This window comes from Synechocystis sp. CACIAM 05, assembly GCF_010222815.1.
Classification (GTDB): Bacteria; Cyanobacteriota; Cyanobacteriia; order Cyanobacteriales; family Microcystaceae; genus Synechocystis.
In genome coordinates, this window is record NZ_CP019225.1 from 2,089,076 (window position 1) to 2,106,132 (window position 17,057).

Genomic DNA, 17,057 nt, shown 5'->3' on the forward strand with positions numbered 1-17,057 from the left:
AGCTCTTGATTTTTCACAGCATTTGCCCGTTTTATCCTGAATCCTTTTTTAGCCCATAGATGGGTTACCTGCCAAGCCAAACTGATTTTTTCACCATACCCAAGGGGATGTCGTCCATGGTTTTAACTTCCATTAGTACATCAAATATTCCGGCTAAGGTCAAAGGATCTAACTTGTTGGAACATAGTTTAAGAAAGGTTCATCCCAGCAAACATCACCACTATCAAGTAGAGGACTTCTTTTGTTTTCAAATGAATTCCGGTTCCATTGTGGACTGGAATAACTGTCGCAATGTTCTTACCAGCGAAGATTTTATCGTCGGTTTAATTGACGGCTTGCAGGAAGAAGTGGGCAACGCCTCCAGTGTGGTGATGTACAACATCGGCAAGGAGTGGGGCCATTACGATGCCGAATTTTTTAACCAGTGGTTCCCGACGGAATTTGGCTATACCAGTTCTTTGAGCGAGCTCAATCTTAACTATGTGCTAGAAGGTTGGTGGTGGCCCTTCACCGCCCAAGGATGGGGTAACTGGGCCATTGACCTCAGTGAACAGAAAAACGGCTTTTTGTTTGTGGATATTTTCGACTCCGCTGTGGCCCGGACGTTGGGGGATGTGGGTAAGCCTGTTTGCCATATTTACGCTGGCCTGTTGGCAGGTTTCTTTAGCCGCCTGGTGAATAAGTCCCTCAACTGCATTGAAATTCAGTGCTACGCCATGGGGGAAACCTATTGCAAGTTTCTGATTGGTAAGCAAGACCGCATTGATGCCGCCACTTTCTGGCAAAACGAAGGGGCCAATGCCAACGATATTGCCACCAAACTCGTCAAAGGGGAATACCTGAAATGATTCATCAAGCCCAGTGGGGGCAAATGAAGGTAGGGGATTTTTTCCGGGGCTACAACTGGCAGGGAGCACCGCCGGTGCTGGAATGTTCGGTAACGGAAGAAAGTTTGGATAATTTACCTTCTTTGCTCTGTTTGTCGGTGGCAGACTTTTTTACCCAGGCAAATTGGACTGGTGAGCGCCCCGATGCTCCAGAGGAAAATTTACCAGCCCTACATCGTCCCAAAGCTCCTCCCTGTCCCCTTTCTCTCACTGCTTCGGTGGCGGAATTTTGTCGGGGCATTGATTGGCATGGGCAAAGTTTATCGAGGGGAACCTTACCCCAGGCTAAGGCCCCAGTCCAGTCCAGGGAACCAGTGGCCAAGCTTGAACCAACCATTGGTTTGGAAGATCTTTCCGATTTATTTTAAGGACCCGTAAAACTATGCAAAAAGATTTTGAACGGCTCTTTCATCGGGCCGAAGATCACTATCTCCAACCTCCGGAAATCATTTCCTTCCATAAGCAACTGGGGTTGATGCGGGAACGGTTGAGTGCTTATCGTCTACTCCGGGACAACGAAATTGTCATTTTTCAGGCGATCGCCGATCGGTTAGAAGAGGAATTTAGCAACGTCCCGGCAACCCAATTACAACAGGCCCTTCTGCACTGGATTAGCGTTTTGCGCTATGGGGCCATGGCCATGCTCCTCAGTAATCCGGAATATCTCCAATACCGTTTATTGGAATGGCTCGAAGGTATGGTTCAAGCCCACGACCTATTGGCGATCGAAATCCGACTATCCGCATTACTCAAGGAACAGTTGGAGTCCCTTTTGGGTAGCCCCCAATACCGTCTCCTAGAACCCTTTCTAGTTCAGGCCGACCAAACCATCCTCGGCCAAGCCCCCGCCGCCGTTGCAGAGGAAGAAGCAGAAATGATGACCCTAGGAGAGTAACCATGATTGATGTAAACGCTCTAATTAATGCCCAACCCCCCAAAGGCAACTACTTTGCCCCCGACGTTTACCTCCAAGGGGACAACGAATTTGGCCTTTTGGAAAACCGCAGTGGGGCTCGCCTCATTGCTTTGCCAGACACCTTAATTAAGGGTTTATTTACGGCCATCGATTCAGAACTCGGCATTGGCGCTGGGGTAGCCCTCACCGCCTGTGGCAAAACCTGGGGCAGTGCTTTCTACAAACGCTTTGCCGATGAACTCCAGAAGTATTACGGCAAACCCATCCAAGCGATGGAAATGGTGGAATTTCTGCAAACCTTTAAACAGTGCTGGAAAGCCCATGGTTACGGCCTGGTGGACATCGACCTAAAGTACTACCAAAACGGCTTCATTGTCGCTGAAGTGGTCAATTCTCCCTTTGTAGCCTGTGCTCCCCAGGGTAAATGCCCCATGGGTTTTCTAGAAACGGGAATTCTCACCGCCTTTTTCTCCCAGTTAACGGGGGAAAACCTCCACTGTGAGCAAACCACCTGTGAATCCCTAGGGGCAGAAAAAAATCTGTTCATCCTCGGTCTGAAGGAGCGCCTCAAACCAGTTTCTGCTTGGTTAACAGAAGGCCATGACCATGCCACCATTATGGAATTGCTCTGTCGCCAACAGGGTTAATGCCATTGTTGCCAGTACTAAGGAGGATTGTGTGGCTAAAACTATTAAGCTCGACCCCATTGATTTAAAAGTCGCCATCGAGACCAACGATAACCTGCTCTCGGGGTTGCTCAGTCAGGATTTACGGATCATGAAGGAGTGTGGTGGTCGGGGTATGTGTGCCACTTGTCACGTTTACATCACCGCTGGGATGGAGAGTCTTTCTCCCCTCAACCGTCGGGAGCAGCGCACCCTAGAGGTGATCACCACCCATAATCGTTATTCCCGTTTGGCTTGCCAGGCCCGGGTGTTGGATGAAGGCGTGGTGGTGGAATTGCCCGCTGGGATGTACGTCAGTGAAATTGAGGACATCGAGGAGCTGATTGGCCGTCGAGCGGAGGAAAATATTCTCAATCCTCGGGATGGGAGCATCCTAGTGGAAAAAGGTAAGTTAATTACCCGTTCGATGATTAGTCAACTAGATGACCAGTTACAGGCGGCCAAAATTCAGATTGCCAACGATACCGATGAATAATTTCCTGGCTGACTGTAGCGGTTTAATGTTTGTTTTTATGAGGACTTTTATTTATGTTTAAGCCGTTGACTCGTCTCACCATTGATGCGGATGGTCGCTATGCTACGGACCAGGAGTTGCAATTCCTCCAGGACTTTTTAGACACAGCGGAAACCCGTATCAGTGCCTACGAAAAAATCCGGGATAGTGAAGAGCAAATTATCCATCGTTGGGAAGCACAAAAGCGGGGTCTACCCCAAGATACTTTCCATATGGGCGATCGGGATGTGACGGAAATCTGCCGGCGGGACATGACTAATGTGTTCCGTTGTTCAATTACAGCCATCCTGTTTGGGGATTTGGACCGTCTGCGGGAGGGTCTATTAATTTGGTATCAGACCATTGTGCGGGCCTACAACTATACTGAATATGCCAAGATTAGCTATAAGGTAATTCAGGAAACCATTAAGGAATTTCTGGAGCCTGATGAGGTGGCCATGGTGTTACCAGCACTGAAGTTAGACCACACCATTCTTAGTAGTTAATTTGCTAGTTTCAGTCCACTGTTTGGGTCATTCATGGGTGCAATTTATTCCGTCAATTTAGTCAATCCAGCTACGGGCAGTGATGTCACCATTGAGGTGGCGGAGGATGAGTTAATTCTAGAAGCGGCAGAAAATCAGGGATTGGATTTGCCCTATTCCTGTCGGGCAGCTTCCTGTGTGGCCTGTGCCGGTCGTTTGCTGGAGGGGACTGTTGAGCATACGGATAAAGGCTCCGATTTCCTCAAGCCGGAGGAGTTGGCGGCGGGTTGTGTGTTGCTCTGTGCGGCCTATGCTACTTCTGATTGCAAAATTCTTACTCACCAAGAGGAAGCGTTGTTTGGTTAGGCCCCGCAATGTTAGTCCAGCGGAGTTTTTCCTGAGGATGCCCAAGCTGTTCAAATTGCGTTGATGAGTTTTTTTAGCTCTAGCAATCTGTGTTTTACCCATTGTCGACAAAGGAATCAGGATTATGATGGAAAATCAAGTTAATGAGCAAACAGTAACTTCCCAAGAAAATGGGTCTTCAGCCACCGGCTACAACTCCGGGATCTGGGATGGGCTGTCGGTGGTGGCCTTAATCGGTGGGGCGATCGCCAGTGTGGTCTTGCCTGCTAACCCAGCGGCGGGGGTAATTCCAGTAGCGGCGGGGGTCGGACTGCATTTGTTTAACCGTAAGCAGTTGGAAGAGCATTTACTGGCTAATCAACGGGCCACGGCGGCTCAAATTGTCCAGTTGGTCAATCAAAATCAAGCCCATCTGCAGGAGTATCTACAAAAATTCCAAGGGGATATTCAAACTTCCCTTGGCCAACAACAACAGGCGATCGCCGCGAACCAAGAAAATTTGACCAAGGCTTTGGCAGAAAAATCCCTAGCCCTCCAAGGGGAGTTGGAAGCTTTCCAAGCCGCTGCTGCCCAAACCCATGCCGCTTTGGATATTAAACACCAAGACTTACTGGCCGTGGTGACCGAATTACGCACCATGGAAGGTTGCACCCAGAGTCTTGCCGCCTATCCCCACGCCGAAGCCTATTACCAAAGGGGTTTAAGCCATTACCGTTTAGAAGATTGGGCCGAAGCCGTGCGGGATTGTACGGAAGCCATCCGCCTCAGGGGGGATTTGGCCGGCGCTTTTCACCATCGAGGCATGGCCTACGCTCGTTTGGATAACCGCAAGCAGGCTACAGACGATCTACGTCAGGCCTACAAGCTCTATTTTGACCAGGGGGATTTGGACAGTTATGAAGTCGCCCGAGCGCTCCATAAGCAGTACTATGAAGGGCCAGTGGAAGACCTAGAGCTAGAGCCGACCCCGGTAATGCCGCCGGCGGAGGGAGTTGGCCATGAGGCCTATATTGCCGATCCAGACCGGGAAATTAAACCCCTGTTGGCCGAAGAAAGCGATACCACCACAGCTAACCTATTTGGTTAAGACTCCGGTTTTAGCCCCCCGGCCAAGACTTTCTCTATTGCCTCCAAGACAACAACAACAGTAATAATCGCCTAGGACAAAGGTAAGATGGAATCACTTCCCGTCCTAGGCGTATTTTTTATGGTAAAGACTGCCAATGTGGCGGTTATGCCGCTGTTTCCCCGCTCCCAATATAGAATCATTGGACAGATCGGACAGGGACAGTTCGGGCGGGTTTACTGTGCTATCCACCGGACTACGGGCAAAATGTATGCCCTGAAGGATTTAGAACATCGGGTATTTCCCACTAATAAATTTCTGCGGGAACTGTCCTATCTGTTGACCCTGCGCCATCCCAACATTGTGGCTTGCCATGGTTTGGAGTACCATCCTGGGGGCCGCTATTTGGTGATGGATTACTGTGAGGGGGGAACTCTACGGGACATTATTGATGGGGACGGAGATTTATGTTTAGCGGGAAAAATAGATTTATTAAGACAAATATTGCTGGGTTTGGCCCAGGCCCATCAGCATGACATTGTTCACTGTGACCTTAAACCGGAAAATATTCTGTTAATACCCCGGGCAGAGGGATGGCAGGTAAAAGTATCAGATTTTGGCATTGCTCGCCTAACAGCTAAAACGGGCAATCCTAATTTCAGCAAGGGTTACACTGGTTCTCCCGCCTATATGGCCCCGGAACGGTTCTACGGCAAGTTTTCTGTAGCTTCCGACATTTATGCTGTGGGCATTTTGCTGTACGAGCTCATCGTCGGCGATCGCCCGTTTTCGGGATTTCCTAAAGCGTTGCAGGCAGCCCATCTCAATGCCCGCCTAACCTTACCGCCGGAATTTCCTCCCTTACTTGCCCCCATTGTCCAAAGGGCTTTGGAGAAATTACCCCAAAGACGATTTCCCAATGCCACAGCCATGGCCAGTGATTTGGCCACGGTTCAAAAACAAATATTGGAACAGGATCCCCCCAGGGGTAACGGCTATCTTTACCATCACTTGGCTCCAGCTCCGCTAGCCTTTACGGCCACAGTCAAACACAGTACTCCCTTGTTGTTTCCCATTAGTCACTTAACTGGGGCAGGACTTTGGTTATACCTAGGCAATGGGGCCGAACTGTACCTATGGGAGTATGGCGATGGCAATGTGGAGCACCATCCTTTGCCCCGCTGGGCGTTGGGTTTACCAGGAACCATAGCTAATCTGGAAGTAAATCAAGACCAAATCAGCCTCTTAATCCAGGGAGGTGAACCAGGAGAATGGCAATTTTACCAGTGGCGAGAAACCCTACTTGGCGCTCTCTCTCTCCCCAAACCTCGCATTAATTTGCGGGCAGAGCGTCTGTTGGCCAATCTAAGCCCCGGTGGTAAAACTTTGGCAGTGGTAGTAGGCAATCGGGACAGTGAAAAAGGTCATTTTCAATTATGGCGCACTGACCACCGCTTACCTGTGGCTGCAGCCGCAGTAATTCGATGGCCGGATCAACTGCTCACCCTAGATCAAAACCATGGCCTGTTGGTGCAGTCTCAATCAACGGCAAGTTATTGTCAGACTATTTTTTTCCTTTTTAATCGGCGGGGGTCCCTGTTTCCAGCCTTTCGCCTTTCTTTTTTGGTATTTCAATTGGTAGTTAATCGCTACTCCCGCAACCATCTGTTTGGCTTGGCCGATAATGCTCCCTACACTGGTATTTTGATTCGTCTGCAACCCCTGAAAGTCAATCGCATTGCCCTAACTATCCAGCCCCAATTCATTGAGCCTTTTCCCTGGGGTTATCTACTAGCCGATCGCCATGGGGAGGTAGCTTTGTTGGACTATGAAGGTTTTTTATTTGGCAATTTTTCCCTCGGGGAAACCATCACGGCGATCGCCCCCATGGGTCGCTATCTCTGTTTATTTGCTACCTGGCAGGGCAATGGGGGAACTTTACGTCTTCTGGATTTGGGTCCCCAAGTGGAAAACATTATTCGCCAACGCCAGGAAAAACGCTAACACTACAGACTGTAAGACTGGATTTCTGGCTAGTCATGGTGGAATTTTTAGAATAAAAATTGACAAAATCCCTAAAAGTCTAGGTCCACTCCCAAAGATAAGCGCAGGGTACCCAATCCCAACTCCTGGGGAGTGAGGAAACGGGTTTCAAAATAGCCCAACATATGGCGCAGTTCCGGCCTACCTTTGGATTGTCCCGTTACCCCCATGGCAATTAAAACCGCACAGTAACCCTTGGTATCGCGACAGCGACGCTCCCAATTTTTTTTCGCTTGGCGGTGGGCCGGGGCATCGAGGAGAAATTCCCCAAAGAGAAACAATTTATCCTGGCCGGTTTTGAGGATACCCAAGTCATACCTAGTTTCCGTCCAGCAGTCTCGCCCCACATTAAAACCCAATCCGGCGATTTCTCCCTCTTGCTGTAACCGGCGAATTAAATCTTTGGCCTTAGGACGGCTAGTTTGGATCATCAGCACTGGCATGCCATCCCCCTTTTGCCGAAATTCACTGGCTTGGTAATGAACCATCGGGGAGGAACGGAGACTATGCACTAAGTCCCAGGGCACCATACCCAAACTCATATACGAATTATCGGGAATTAAATCATCTTCCAACAGGTCATCATCGTCTTCTTCCTCTTCCTCATCAAAACCCAATTGCCCCAAAAACTCCGCCGTTAGCTCCGGTTGGGTGGAAAGCTGCACCAATAGCTGTTCCTTGGTGTTCTTGGGCTTGAGGGGATGTTTGACCTTCACTTCTTTGGTAATTAGCTCGACATTTTCCGCTTCAAAATCGCCGTGGTGGGCTTTGACAAAATGGGCCAATCCTTCCAGGGCACAGTAAATCGCTAAGGCCTCCTCTTCGTCGATAAACGGACGAATGCCTTCTAGGGGATGGATACTGCCGAAAATGGCTGTGGCCTGGTTATCTTGGCTAGCTGGGAAAAATGGCGGGTTTGCCCTCGGCATGGTTTCTCCCTGGTCGCCGGCTTCGTAGTTAATGAACCAACAGTCCTGGGAGAGAAAAACCTGTTCTAGGCATTGGTTATCGTCCTCACCCATGGCCATTGCCCGAAAGGTTTTCAGGGATTCCAGGGAACGGTAGAGGATGATGCCATATTCTTCCCCCAACATTCCCATCACACAGGCGTAGAGGGGGGGCACTCCCTCCAGGGTGGGCATTTGGATGGCGATAATATCTAGGTCGGTCAACACCTCCCAGGGGGATAAATGCCAAATTTCCCGGGCTAACTTTTTGAGGGGGACATCGAATGCTGGAGGAATGGGAGCCGGGCGATGATCGTCAATGGTGTCAAAGGTGCGAAAGAGTTCGTCAATGAGGGGAAGCTGGGCTTGGTATTCCACATTAATATTCAGGCCCTGGAGAATTCCCCGCAGTAAAAACTGTAGCTCCCGGTTGCGGACAACAATTTTTTGGGGCCGACAGGGGGGCGCTGGCGATCGGGGCATCTCCATGGCCCGGATCAGAGTGCGGACTACGGTTTCCATGCCTGAAGTTTCAGGAATCACATCCATGGAACGCACCAACCCCTCAGTGCCATCCACCCAGAGAATGCATTCCCCTGCTTCCCCATCTTCCCTTTCCCCCAAGGGTCCCCCCTGAAACGGGCGGCGATCGCCTTCCCAGACACTCGGAATCTGTGGTAGTTGCTGCAACCGATGCTGGGTGGACGAGGGCAAGGAAGATGTCATAGATGAACAATGGACAGACAAAAATATGTAGCACAGTGGCTGGGTGGGGGCATTTTCAGCGGAAAAAGCAATGCCTAGAGTTAATGACCGCACCAAGGTCCATGGCATACCCATAATCAGACCCCGCTGGTCAAGGGAAGCTCCACCAACCCTGAAACGTCTAATATCCTAACAAGGAATCCCTAGATTGCGGGCTTTTCTAAATGACTTGATACATAATGGGCAGACTTAACCAATCGGCGGTGGATAGTAAAATCATATCGTCAGGGACTGGGGCCACCGTCACCCCATGGGCGGTTAGGTCTTGGACCAGGGCTAGTACCACAGGGAGCAAATTTTTCAATGGCAGCACCCGGGGGGGATGGCTTTCTAGGCTGGGGGGATCGATGGAATTGTTGCCGGTGATTTGTTGTCCTAGGGCTGTGGCAGTGCCGGCCAGGGGAAAACGGGAAAGAATTAAAAACCAATGGGCGATCGCCCTGTCTCCGCCAATAATCCAGAGGGGATCTTCTGGGCTAGGCCAGGTCAGTTGTTCTTTGCCCTGTAGTAACTTTAGGTCTGGACGGAGAATGGCCGCCACACTCAGACCGCGATTATTCACCCCAATCAAACAACCGTAGAGGGTTTCATTGCTAAAGTTTTCCAATTCACACTGTAAAGCTTGGTTGGTGGCCACGGCGGGCAGGAAGCTGGGGGGAGCATTGGGTATGCCATTGCCCCCATTGCCGGGGTTGTTGTCCTGGGGAGGATAGGGGTAACGGGTTGATCGCCATTGGTAAATTAGGCGGGGCAGGGGATTATCGCCGCTGGTTTGTTGCACCAGTTTGATGCCGGCCCCCAGTTGGGTGCTATTGCCATTGGCTAGTAAGGTCAGCCATTTCAAGGCCAGCAAACGGTTCAAGCAGGGGTCTAGGGCACTAATGACAGTTTTCACCGCCCCGCTGGACTCAGACTTAGTCAGGGGTTGCAAAGGGTTTCCCCCCTCGGTAAAGAGGCTATAGCGATGGGCTTCCAGTCTGCCAAACACACAGTCTGCACTACCTTCCCCGGCATTAATCACTGTTTCCACGGCGGCGATCGCCCCAAAGGCACTGGTGGCATCCACCCGCTCAATGCGTTCCAGGTCATGGGCTAGGGCCACTGTTAAAGCGAGGTTTTTAGGGATGGCTCGGTACATTTCCCACAGGGCACTGGCCACCAAAATTTCCTTTTTGCTTTCCCCGCCATTGGCTTCCGTTGAGGATGTCGCTGACTCGGCCTTGGTCGATGGAGTTTTGGCGATCGCCGTTAAGGTGGCGCTTTGTCCTTTAACACTTTGCACTTGCCAGAGGGAATTGTCTAGGCGATCGAGGTTATCCGTGGGGTTAAGATCACTCCCCGTCTCCGTAGCTGGAACAGTTAAATAACAGGAATGCACCAAAGCTCGCTTTTGCACCAGGGGGGACAGGGCCACAATTTGACTTTGTAGGGAATTGCCACTGACCAAGCCAGTTACCACTCCCTCTCCTCCCGTAGTTAGGGTGGTGGGAGCGAGGAAATCGGGGGAATTATTTGGCGATCGCCATTGGGGAATTTGTTCTGTCCCTAGGCGGGGAACCAGTAAATTGCGGCTATGGTCCCACAGACTGGCCATCACACTGGTGGAGCTATTTTCCCAAAGACTTTGGGTAAGGGCCAAAGTGAATAGTCCCGCTGACTGCTTGCCCAGTTGAACTTCCACCGCAGTTTGCCCAGGGCTAGTGGCACTAATTAGGGTAATATTGCCCAAGCTTGCTTTGGCTGGGGGATTGCTGGAGTTAACTTCTGGGGGGATTGGCCCACCCCGACCGCCACTACGACCCCGGAGATTGCCCTCAAACTCCTCCACCTCAGTGCTAAAACCACAGTCGAGCACAAGATAGACCTGCTTAGTTTTGAGAGATTGCAACCAATTAATCAGGGTGGTGAGGGGTAGAAAGTTATCCTCTCCTTCCCCGGCTAGAAATAGTCCCAAATGGGGTAGAGCCTGCTCCCAGGTCGGGTTGGGGGTCATGGCTGCTGGTGGGTTATAACTGCCATAACCACTAAAGGCCACCACCACTGGGTCGCCTTTCTGCACCTGTTGCCGTAGATGCTCATCAAATAAAATTTCCAGGGCTGACAGGGTAATACCTTGGGGGTCTAACCCGGCAATCTTGGCTTGATCAAAACCGTAACGCCCCGTTAAAACTTCCCCCAGCAATTGCCTATCGGTGGTGCATCCCATCAACCCCCGGCGATCGCCATTGGCTCCATTACCTTGCCCCGCCGCCAACAGTAGGGCCCACTTTTGATTGGTGTTGGATGCGAGGGATTGGCCCATATTTCTGCCGGACCATGCCAAGGCCCAGGAACCAAGGCCCAGGGCCATGCCGCTACGTAAAAATGTCCGTCGGTCAAAGGTCATTGTCAATTCGACTCTCTAAGGCGATCACCATGGGCCTAGCTTAGCGTTTTGAGAACTTTGGTGCTGGACACATTCCCATAATCAGATTAACAGCAATGTTTGCATTGGTGAATGTGCTGGAGCAAATATTTTTTTCTTAATGTCACCCTAATCTATTTAGATTGTTGGGCTAATTTTGGTTGAATTTGATAACCGAAACACAACAAAGAAAACCATAGTTGGGGAGAAAGCTTTTCCAACCAATTGCGGGAATTAATTAGCCACTGGGGATACCAAAAGCGGAATAGAGCATTGAGCAAAGTCTGACGGGAAAAATCAAAATAAACTAACAGCCATTTTAATAGATCCTCGGTGCCAGCCATCTGCCAAATCCAAAACAATAGTTGGGGATTTTTGCTAGCAGCCTTAAGAGCTAAGCGAGAAAATAATAGCCAAGTAGTGCGGTCTTTAATGAAAGTTTCCGCCACCGTTGGGGCCGAGTCTGCCAATAGACCAAAGAAAGTATTGAGCATAGCATTAACCTGTTGGGGCGGCAATTGTTTCCCCGTCGGCACCATCATTCCCTTGGAAAACATCCAAGTCACAGCAATATTACTTTGGTAGGCCCGAATTTGATTTAATTGCTTTGCTTGGAGCAGGTCATACTGCAAAGCTGTGTGCAACAAGTCCGTTAATTTGGCTAAATTCCGTACTAGAGAGCCAAACCCCGTGAACACCAAAGGAGATTGGAGAGAAGCGGCATCCCCGATCGCCATTAATCGGTCTAGGGCAATGGTACGGTCTTGGGCGCTGGTGCTAAAGTGACCAGGAATATAACCGAAGGTAGCTTTTTTCCAAGTTAACTTTTCCAGATTACAGCGACGATACTCCGGCAAAATGCTGAAAAAGTCTTCGTACATTTCCAACAAAGAACCAGGATTTTCCCGATTAACTTGATGGTAATGGAAAAGATAAATGGTCATTTCGTCCCCTGCTCCGGGGAACAATTCCCAAATTAACTGCCTACCCCGGGAAATATCTCCATGGGAATTGAGCACATCACCATAAGCATTATCCCAAACCACCGGATCTAGGCCTTCCACCACGGCCCCCACCGTGGGACAAACACTGTTAAAAGTTTTACCGCCATTTAATTGCCAAGCAATGGGAGAAGCGGTACCCATGGCATCTACTAACAGTCTGGCTTGGGCTAATTTTGTTTGATTATTTTCCAGATTAAGGCAATGGACTACCACTTTGTTTGGATCAATAGTGGCGTTAATAAATTCAGTTTCATCCCAAATAATTCCCCCTGCTTGCTGGAGTTTCTGTCCACAGATGGCCAAGAATTTAGCCGAATCTAGGGCAATGTTTAATACAGTGGGGGTGTGGAGCACATTAGCTTTAAGATGGGGCGGATTATAGGCATCAAAAAACTTATTAAACCCGTCTCGATATTCCCGGGCAATGACGCTTTCAAATTCCTCTGGGGTGAATAAATTTAAGTCAATTAACCGCTGAAATTCATCCCGGGAAATATTCCATTCCCGATTCATTCGGCCGAAGGGCAATCGTTCAATGAGCAGTACCCGATAACCCAACCGGGCCATCACCGCCGCATGGACTGAACCCAGAGCCCCGCCCAGGTAAATTAGGTCAAACTCAGGGGTTGCAGGGGCGATCGCCGTTACCGTGGAGGTTTGACTGACCACCTGCTTAGGGGTTTGGGGATTCGCTACATTGTCCCGCCACCGTTGTTCCCACCAGTAAACGCGCTTGAGGTCATATTCTCCTTGGGGAAATTTTTGGAAGAATTTAACCGTTTCAGGATATCGATCTTGTAACGCCTGGAAAATATTTTGCCGATCCAGATCGATCGCCGGTGGGACCGGATAGGTGGGAGGAAATTTTTGCCCTAATGCCCGCCTTAATTCCTTGGCGATCGCCGTTTCTTGGGGGAAGCTAGTGTCACCCCAACGCACACACTTAAGATAGGTAGTTCTTTGTAGAGACCACACAAAAATGGATAGTTCACTGCTTTGGCCGGAGGAACCCCGCAACCGTACCCCCTGCTCCGTAGGCAACTTTTGCCCCACTAAGGGCGACCAATTTCCCTGAAGCCAAGCGACAACTTCAGCGGTGGCAGGGGTGGGGACTTCACAATAGAGCAGTTCACGCATGGGTTGGAAATGGACTTAAAAGTCGTGGCCGGCGGATTGCCAAAGCACAAAAAATGTGTAGGAAAAAAGCAAAATGTATCTGGCTTGTATTTATGGTATCAACCAATGGGCAACCGGTTGAGCATTTGTCGGACAAAAAACTAAGTTTGCCTATAGATTAAACCCTAGGCTTGACAAAATTGCCACTGAAATCATATGAGATTTACAAGTTTTTTTGATGATTTAATAATTTAATCGCCCAGATTTAATTAATTAATTAATTAAAAGCAAGCCTAAATCTTGTCATTAATTTATTGGAAAAACCTGTGGCATTAGGGAATCAGTCAGCACGGTAAGCCGGGAAAATTTGAATAAATGAAAGCTTCTTAATGGCTGGGGTGTATAAATCATCGCCATCCAGGGCTTTAATAAATTAAAATAGCATAATGACTGAATTATTAATCTCATATTATTAAGTATGTTTTTCCAGCCACTTCTTTGATTCCAACAGAGATATTTTTGTATATTCTGATAAGCTATCTTCTTAGTCTGTTTTGATTGACTTAAGGAATCATTCTGCGGGGATAAATTTTCTATCTAAAGACTTACCGTTAAATACACGCTCATCACTATTTCCTCCCATTTTTCTATTCTCGAATAGCCCATCATTCTAAAATCTGCCCACCCCAATTCATTCTTTAAGGGAATTTGGACAAAGTTGCCCTTAGCGTCCTAGGGTTAACTCTTCTTTTTTACCCAAAATGCCCTGGGGGCGCCACACCATTAACACCATTAAAATTAGCCCGATGACCATAACCCGTAAAGCTCCGGCTTGACTCTGGTCTAAAAAAGCAATTTGGGGTAACAAAAACCTGGTTAGGGAATCATAGGCCCAAAAAATAATGGTGCCCAACACCGTGCCCGCATTACTGCCCGCTCCCCCCAGCACCACAATGATCCAAGCGTTAAAGGTCAGCAACGTGTCAAAATTACTGGGGTAAATACTGGTCAATTGCCAAGCAAATAATGCCCCTGCTAAACCGGCGATCGCCCCACCGGCCATGAAAGCTTGTAACTTATACCAGAAAACATTTTTGCCCAGGGCCCGGGGAATTTCTTCGTCTTCCCGGATCGCTTTGAGAATACGACCCCACGGGGAATGCACCCAAAATTCCAAACCGGCATAGGTAAGGGCCAACAAGGTTAAAGCTAATAACATTAACCCCGCCTTACCAGAGTAGTTATACAAGGAAACTATTCCAGGAATGTAGGCAGTTAAAATTAATACTGTGGTAATAACTCCCCAAATCAGCAAAGTCAAAGGCTTACGGGGCTGATAACTTTTGCCTTGAATTTTTTTACCCTCTTTCCATTGTCTCAAAAGACTTTTGATCAAAATACTTTCAGCATAAATAGCGAGAACTGTGAGCCAAATCACAAAAACAATGCGACTTAATAATGTGGGGTTAAAATCCATCGGCCAGGGAAAACTTTGTACCCCAAAAGTTCCCTGGGTTAACCACTCTTCGTTGTTGGCTATCAAGCGAATTAACTCGGAAACGCCGATGGTAACGATCGCCAGGTAATCTTCCCTTAGTCTGAGGGTAGAGGTGCCAATGAGCAAACCCAACGCCATGGCCAATCCCATCCCCACCAACACTGCCAGGGGAATGGGCAAACCTCGTAAACTCAGCAAGGTGGTGGCGTAGGCCCCCAGGGTCATAAAAGCGACATGGCCAAAATTAATCAACCCGGCAAAGCCCCATTGTAAATTCAAACCCAGGGCAAAAATACCGTAGGTAGCGGCGGAAGTGATCAAAAAAATCAGATAGCCAAAGTTCATAGAATTCAAGGGAGCAATGATGTTCGGCCAATGAGTCCAGGGTTTATTTTGACCACTGTTGAAAGTCAGTCTAGCAAAGGATTAAACCGTGGTGATGTCCTTTTCCTTAGCCGCCAACAATTCATCAATACGCTTGGTGGATTGATCAGTCAATTTTTGGATTTCTTCTTGCAGATCCCTGGCTTCATCTTCGGAAATGTCCGAATTTTTTTCCTGTTTCCTCACTTCATCCACCGCATCCCGGCGAATATTACGGATGGCCACTTTGCCTTCTTCCGCCAATTTACCTGCTACTTTAACTAGTTCTTTGCGTCGCTCCGCTGTCAGAGGAGGTATATTCAGACGAATGACTTTACCATCGTTGTTGGGGGTTAAACCCAGATCCGACAGGGAAATGGCCTTTTCAATGGTGCCAATACTGCCCATGTCAAAGGGTTGAATCACAATGGTGCTGGCATCGGGGGTGCCAATGGTGGCCAGAGATTTTAACGGGGTTTCGGCTCCGTAATATTCCACAGTAATCCGGTCTAGCAGGGAGGCATTGGCCCGGCCGGTGCGGATGGTATTGAAGGATCTCTGGGTCGCTTCAACACTTTTTTGCATGTGGTCCTTGAGTTCAGCTAACTTCACAATTTTCTCCAACTAACGTACCGACTGCTTCGCCTTTGATGGCCCGTACAATGTTACCGGGAACCCCCAGGTCGAAGATCATAATGGGAATATTATTATCTTTGCACAAGGCGATCGCCGTGCTGTCCATGACTTTGAGATCTTCGGCCAACACATGGCTATAGGTCAGAGTGGTGAAGCGGCGGGCATTGGGATTGGTTTTGGGGTCAGAATCATAGACCCCGTCCACCTTGGTCGCTTTGAAAACCACTTCCGCATCAATTTCGGCGGCCCGCAGGGCGGCAGTGGTGTCGGTGGTGAAAAAAGGATTACCCGAACCAGCCCCAAAAATTACTACCCGGCCCTTTTCCAAATGACGGATGGCCCGCCGACGAATGTAGGGTTCCGCCACTTCCTGCATGGCGATCGCCGTTAGCACCCTGGTGGGAATATCCATCTGTTCGAGGGCGTCCTGGAGAGTCATGGCGTTCATCACCGTGGCAATCATACCGATGTAGTCGGCGGTGGCCCGGTCCATCCCAGCAGCGGAAGCTTTCACTCCCCGGAAAATGTTGCCTCCCCCCACTACAATGGCCAACTGCACTCCAGCCTGGAGAACATCCTTGATTTCCTGGGCGATCGTTCCCACCACAGCGGGGTCAATGCCATAGCCCAGGTCTCCCATGAGGGCTTCACCGCTCAATTTCAACAAAACTCGCTGGTAACTCATGCCGCCATCACCATTGATATAAAGACAAGGAATGAGGGTTAAACGCAAAATTCCCCCCATACCATAGCACCCAAGGGGAACCCACAATAATTTTTAAAAATCACTAGTCTTCCCCCAACGGACGGCAAACCATTTTATTCCCCATTTCCACGACCCAATTTAACGGCGATCGCCCTAAAAATACCTATGTACTTTATGCGGCACTCAACATCTTAATTTTGGCAATTTCTGCTTCCAAACTAGGCAGTTTTTGGTTATGGGTCTGGGCTGTTTCTAGCCAGAGCTCTTTAACTATCATTAATTCTTCTAGGGTTTCCTCTAGGGTTTCTCCTTGGGCCAAACAGCCACATAAAGCAGGAATTTCAGCGACAAAACCACCTTCTACACAGGGATAAATAACAATTGGATAATTCATCTATTTTTTCTCGATAATTTCAAGGATTCGGCGAATATAGATTGACTTGACTTTCTTGTTATGGACGGGAATGACCAGAATAATATCATTTTTTTGAAAATGTGATGGCTACCTGTGATTCTTTCAAAATAGAAACCTTCTAGCTCTAGTAACTTACAGATATCACTGAATCTAATGTTGTTAGGACTATTTTTCAGGAGCGCAATCAGTTTTTCTCTTTTAGGCACAGTTTCATGATTTATCAATTGTATTCCCCAAAATTTTACCAGAATCCGAAATGTT

Annotated in this window: 17 protein-coding genes and 1 pseudogene; 9 read left to right on the forward strand and 9 right to left on the reverse strand. The window is 48.8% G+C overall.

Features of this window, described 5'->3' with window-relative positions; genetic code table 11:
• Window positions 1–59 precede the first annotated feature (59 nt).
• The 9 genes from BWK47_RS09935 (at window position 60) to spkG (ending at window position 6,903) form a co-directional block, all read left to right on the forward strand.
• Window positions 60–848, forward strand: coding sequence for a V4R domain-containing protein (locus tag BWK47_RS09935; RefSeq protein WP_010873167.1), 789 nt, complete (start codon window positions 60–62; stop codon window positions 846–848).
• A complete protein-coding gene (locus BWK47_RS09940; protein ID WP_162328517.1) occupies window positions 845–1,255 on the forward strand; it encodes a hypothetical protein in 411 nt (136 codons plus the stop codon). The genes BWK47_RS09935 and BWK47_RS09940 overlap by 4 nt, the downstream gene beginning before the upstream one ends.
• A gap of 14 nt (window positions 1,256–1,269) precedes the next feature.
• Window positions 1,270–1,782: a phycobilisome protein gene (locus BWK47_RS17070; protein ID WP_162328518.1), complete on the forward strand. Its 513-nt coding sequence runs from the start codon at window positions 1,270–1,272 to the stop codon at window positions 1,780–1,782.
• A gap of 2 nt (window positions 1,783–1,784) precedes the next feature.
• Window positions 1,785–2,450: a V4R domain-containing protein gene (locus tag BWK47_RS09950; RefSeq protein WP_162328519.1), complete on the forward strand. Its 666-nt coding sequence runs from the start codon at window positions 1,785–1,787 to the stop codon at window positions 2,448–2,450.
• Window positions 2,451–2,481: 31 nt separating this feature from the next.
• A complete protein-coding gene (locus tag BWK47_RS09955) occupies window positions 2,482–2,964 on the forward strand; it encodes a 2Fe-2S iron-sulfur cluster-binding protein (protein ID WP_162328520.1) in 483 nt (160 codons plus the stop codon).
• 53 nt (window positions 2,965–3,017) lie between these two features.
• Window positions 3,018–3,488 carry an allophycocyanin gene (locus BWK47_RS09960; RefSeq protein ID WP_162328521.1) on the forward strand — a complete coding sequence of 157 codons (471 nt, stop codon included), beginning with the start codon at window positions 3,018–3,020 and terminating at the stop codon, window positions 3,486–3,488.
• Window positions 3,489–3,521: 33 nt separating this feature from the next.
• Complete coding sequence (locus BWK47_RS09965; protein ID WP_010873173.1) at window positions 3,522–3,833, forward strand: 2Fe-2S iron-sulfur cluster-binding protein; 312 nt, start codon at window positions 3,522–3,524, stop codon at window positions 3,831–3,833.
• 124 nt (window positions 3,834–3,957) lie between these two features.
• A complete protein-coding gene (locus tag BWK47_RS09970) occupies window positions 3,958–4,920 on the forward strand; it encodes a slr0151 family photosystem II repair protein (protein ID WP_162328522.1) in 963 nt (320 codons plus the stop codon).
• Window positions 4,921–5,040: 120 nt separating this feature from the next.
• Window positions 5,041–6,903: a fatty acid biosynthesis serine/threonine-protein kinase SpkG gene (gene spkG / locus BWK47_RS09975; RefSeq protein WP_237269591.1), complete on the forward strand. Its 1,863-nt coding sequence runs from the start codon at window positions 5,041–5,043 to the stop codon at window positions 6,901–6,903.
• Window positions 6,904–6,974: 71 nt separating this feature from the next.
• Here the strand turns inward: spkG and BWK47_RS09980 are convergent, their stop codons facing one another.
• The 9 genes and pseudogenes from BWK47_RS09980 to BWK47_RS17330 all read right to left on the reverse strand — a co-directional run bounded on the left by BWK47_RS09980 (window position 6,975) and on the right by BWK47_RS17330 (window position 17,002).
• Window positions 6,975–8,615, reverse strand: coding sequence for a DUF6930 domain-containing protein (locus BWK47_RS09980; protein ID WP_237269592.1), 1,641 nt, complete (start codon window positions 8,613–8,615; stop codon window positions 6,975–6,977).
• Window positions 8,616–8,814: 199 nt separating this feature from the next.
• Complete coding sequence (locus BWK47_RS09985) at window positions 8,815–11,040, reverse strand: caspase family protein (RefSeq protein ID WP_162328525.1); 2,226 nt, start codon at window positions 11,038–11,040, stop codon at window positions 8,815–8,817.
• Window positions 11,041–11,192: 152 nt separating this feature from the next.
• The gene (locus BWK47_RS09990; RefSeq protein WP_162328526.1) at window positions 11,193–13,199 is read right to left on the reverse strand and encodes an NAD(P)/FAD-dependent oxidoreductase; all 2,007 of its coding nucleotides are present in this window, start codon (window positions 13,197–13,199) and stop codon (window positions 11,193–11,195) included.
• Window positions 13,200–13,642: 443 nt separating this feature from the next.
• Window positions 13,643–13,880 (reverse strand): annotated as a pseudogene (locus BWK47_RS17075) (hypothetical protein); the annotation flags it as partial.
• 22 nt (window positions 13,881–13,902) lie between these two features.
• Window positions 13,903–15,021 (reverse strand): branched-chain amino acid ABC transporter permease, encoded by a 1,119-nt coding sequence (locus BWK47_RS09995; RefSeq protein ID WP_162328527.1) that lies wholly within the window; start codon window positions 15,019–15,021, stop codon window positions 13,903–13,905.
• A gap of 81 nt (window positions 15,022–15,102) precedes the next feature.
• Window positions 15,103–15,651: a ribosome recycling factor gene (gene frr, locus BWK47_RS10000; protein WP_010873180.1), complete on the reverse strand. Its 549-nt coding sequence runs from the start codon at window positions 15,649–15,651 to the stop codon at window positions 15,103–15,105.
• A complete protein-coding gene (pyrH, locus tag BWK47_RS10005; protein WP_010873181.1) occupies window positions 15,638–16,360 on the reverse strand; it encodes a UMP kinase in 723 nt (240 codons plus the stop codon). Before pyrH ends, frr begins: the two co-directional genes overlap by 14 nt.
• A 193-nt stretch (window positions 16,361–16,553) precedes the next feature.
• Window positions 16,554–16,775, reverse strand: coding sequence for a type II toxin-antitoxin system HicB family antitoxin (locus tag BWK47_RS10010; protein WP_162328528.1), 222 nt, complete (start codon window positions 16,773–16,775; stop codon window positions 16,554–16,556).
• Window positions 16,772–17,002: a type II toxin-antitoxin system HicA family toxin gene (locus BWK47_RS17330; protein WP_336235119.1), complete on the reverse strand. Its 231-nt coding sequence runs from the start codon at window positions 17,000–17,002 to the stop codon at window positions 16,772–16,774. The genes BWK47_RS10010 and BWK47_RS17330 overlap by 4 nt, the downstream gene beginning before the upstream one ends.
• Between the last annotated feature and the right edge of the window lie 55 nt (window positions 17,003–17,057).

Bases quoted from the DNA above. Each gene is read 5' to 3' on its own strand.
- BWK47_RS09935 (WP_010873167.1), top strand. From the start codon at position 60: ATGGGTTACCTGCCAAGCCAAACTGATTTTTTCACCATACCCAAGGGG.
- BWK47_RS09950 (WP_162328519.1), top strand. From the start codon at position 1,785: ATGATTGATGTAAACGCTCTAATTAATGCCCAACCCCCCAAAGGCAAC.
- BWK47_RS09990 (WP_162328526.1), bottom strand. From the start codon at position 13,199: ATGCGTGAACTGCTCTATTGTGAAGTCCCCACCCCTGCCACCGCTGAA.
- BWK47_RS09980 (WP_237269592.1), bottom strand. From the start codon at position 8,615: ATGACATCTTCCTTGCCCTCGTCCACCCAGCATCGGTTGCAGCAACTA.
- BWK47_RS17070 (WP_162328518.1), top strand. From the start codon at position 1,270: ATGCAAAAAGATTTTGAACGGCTCTTTCATCGGGCCGAAGATCACTAT.
- BWK47_RS10010 (WP_162328528.1), bottom strand. From the start codon at position 16,775: ATGAATTATCCAATTGTTATTTATCCCTGTGTAGAAGGTGGTTTTGTC.
- BWK47_RS09995 (WP_162328527.1), bottom strand. From the start codon at position 15,021: ATGAACTTTGGCTATCTGATTTTTTTGATCACTTCCGCCGCTACCTAC.
- pyrH (WP_010873181.1), bottom strand. From the start codon at position 16,360: ATGAGTTACCAGCGAGTTTTGTTGAAATTGAGCGGTGAAGCCCTCATG.
- spkG (WP_237269591.1), top strand. From the start codon at position 5,041: ATGGTAAAGACTGCCAATGTGGCGGTTATGCCGCTGTTTCCCCGCTCC.
- BWK47_RS09965 (WP_010873173.1), top strand. From the start codon at position 3,522: ATGGGTGCAATTTATTCCGTCAATTTAGTCAATCCAGCTACGGGCAGT.
- BWK47_RS09985 (WP_162328525.1), bottom strand. From the start codon at position 11,040: ATGACCTTTGACCGACGGACATTTTTACGTAGCGGCATGGCCCTGGGC.
- BWK47_RS09970 (WP_162328522.1), top strand. From the start codon at position 3,958: ATGATGGAAAATCAAGTTAATGAGCAAACAGTAACTTCCCAAGAAAAT.
- BWK47_RS09960 (WP_162328521.1), top strand. From the start codon at position 3,018: ATGTTTAAGCCGTTGACTCGTCTCACCATTGATGCGGATGGTCGCTAT.
- BWK47_RS09940 (WP_162328517.1), top strand. From the start codon at position 845: ATGATTCATCAAGCCCAGTGGGGGCAAATGAAGGTAGGGGATTTTTTC.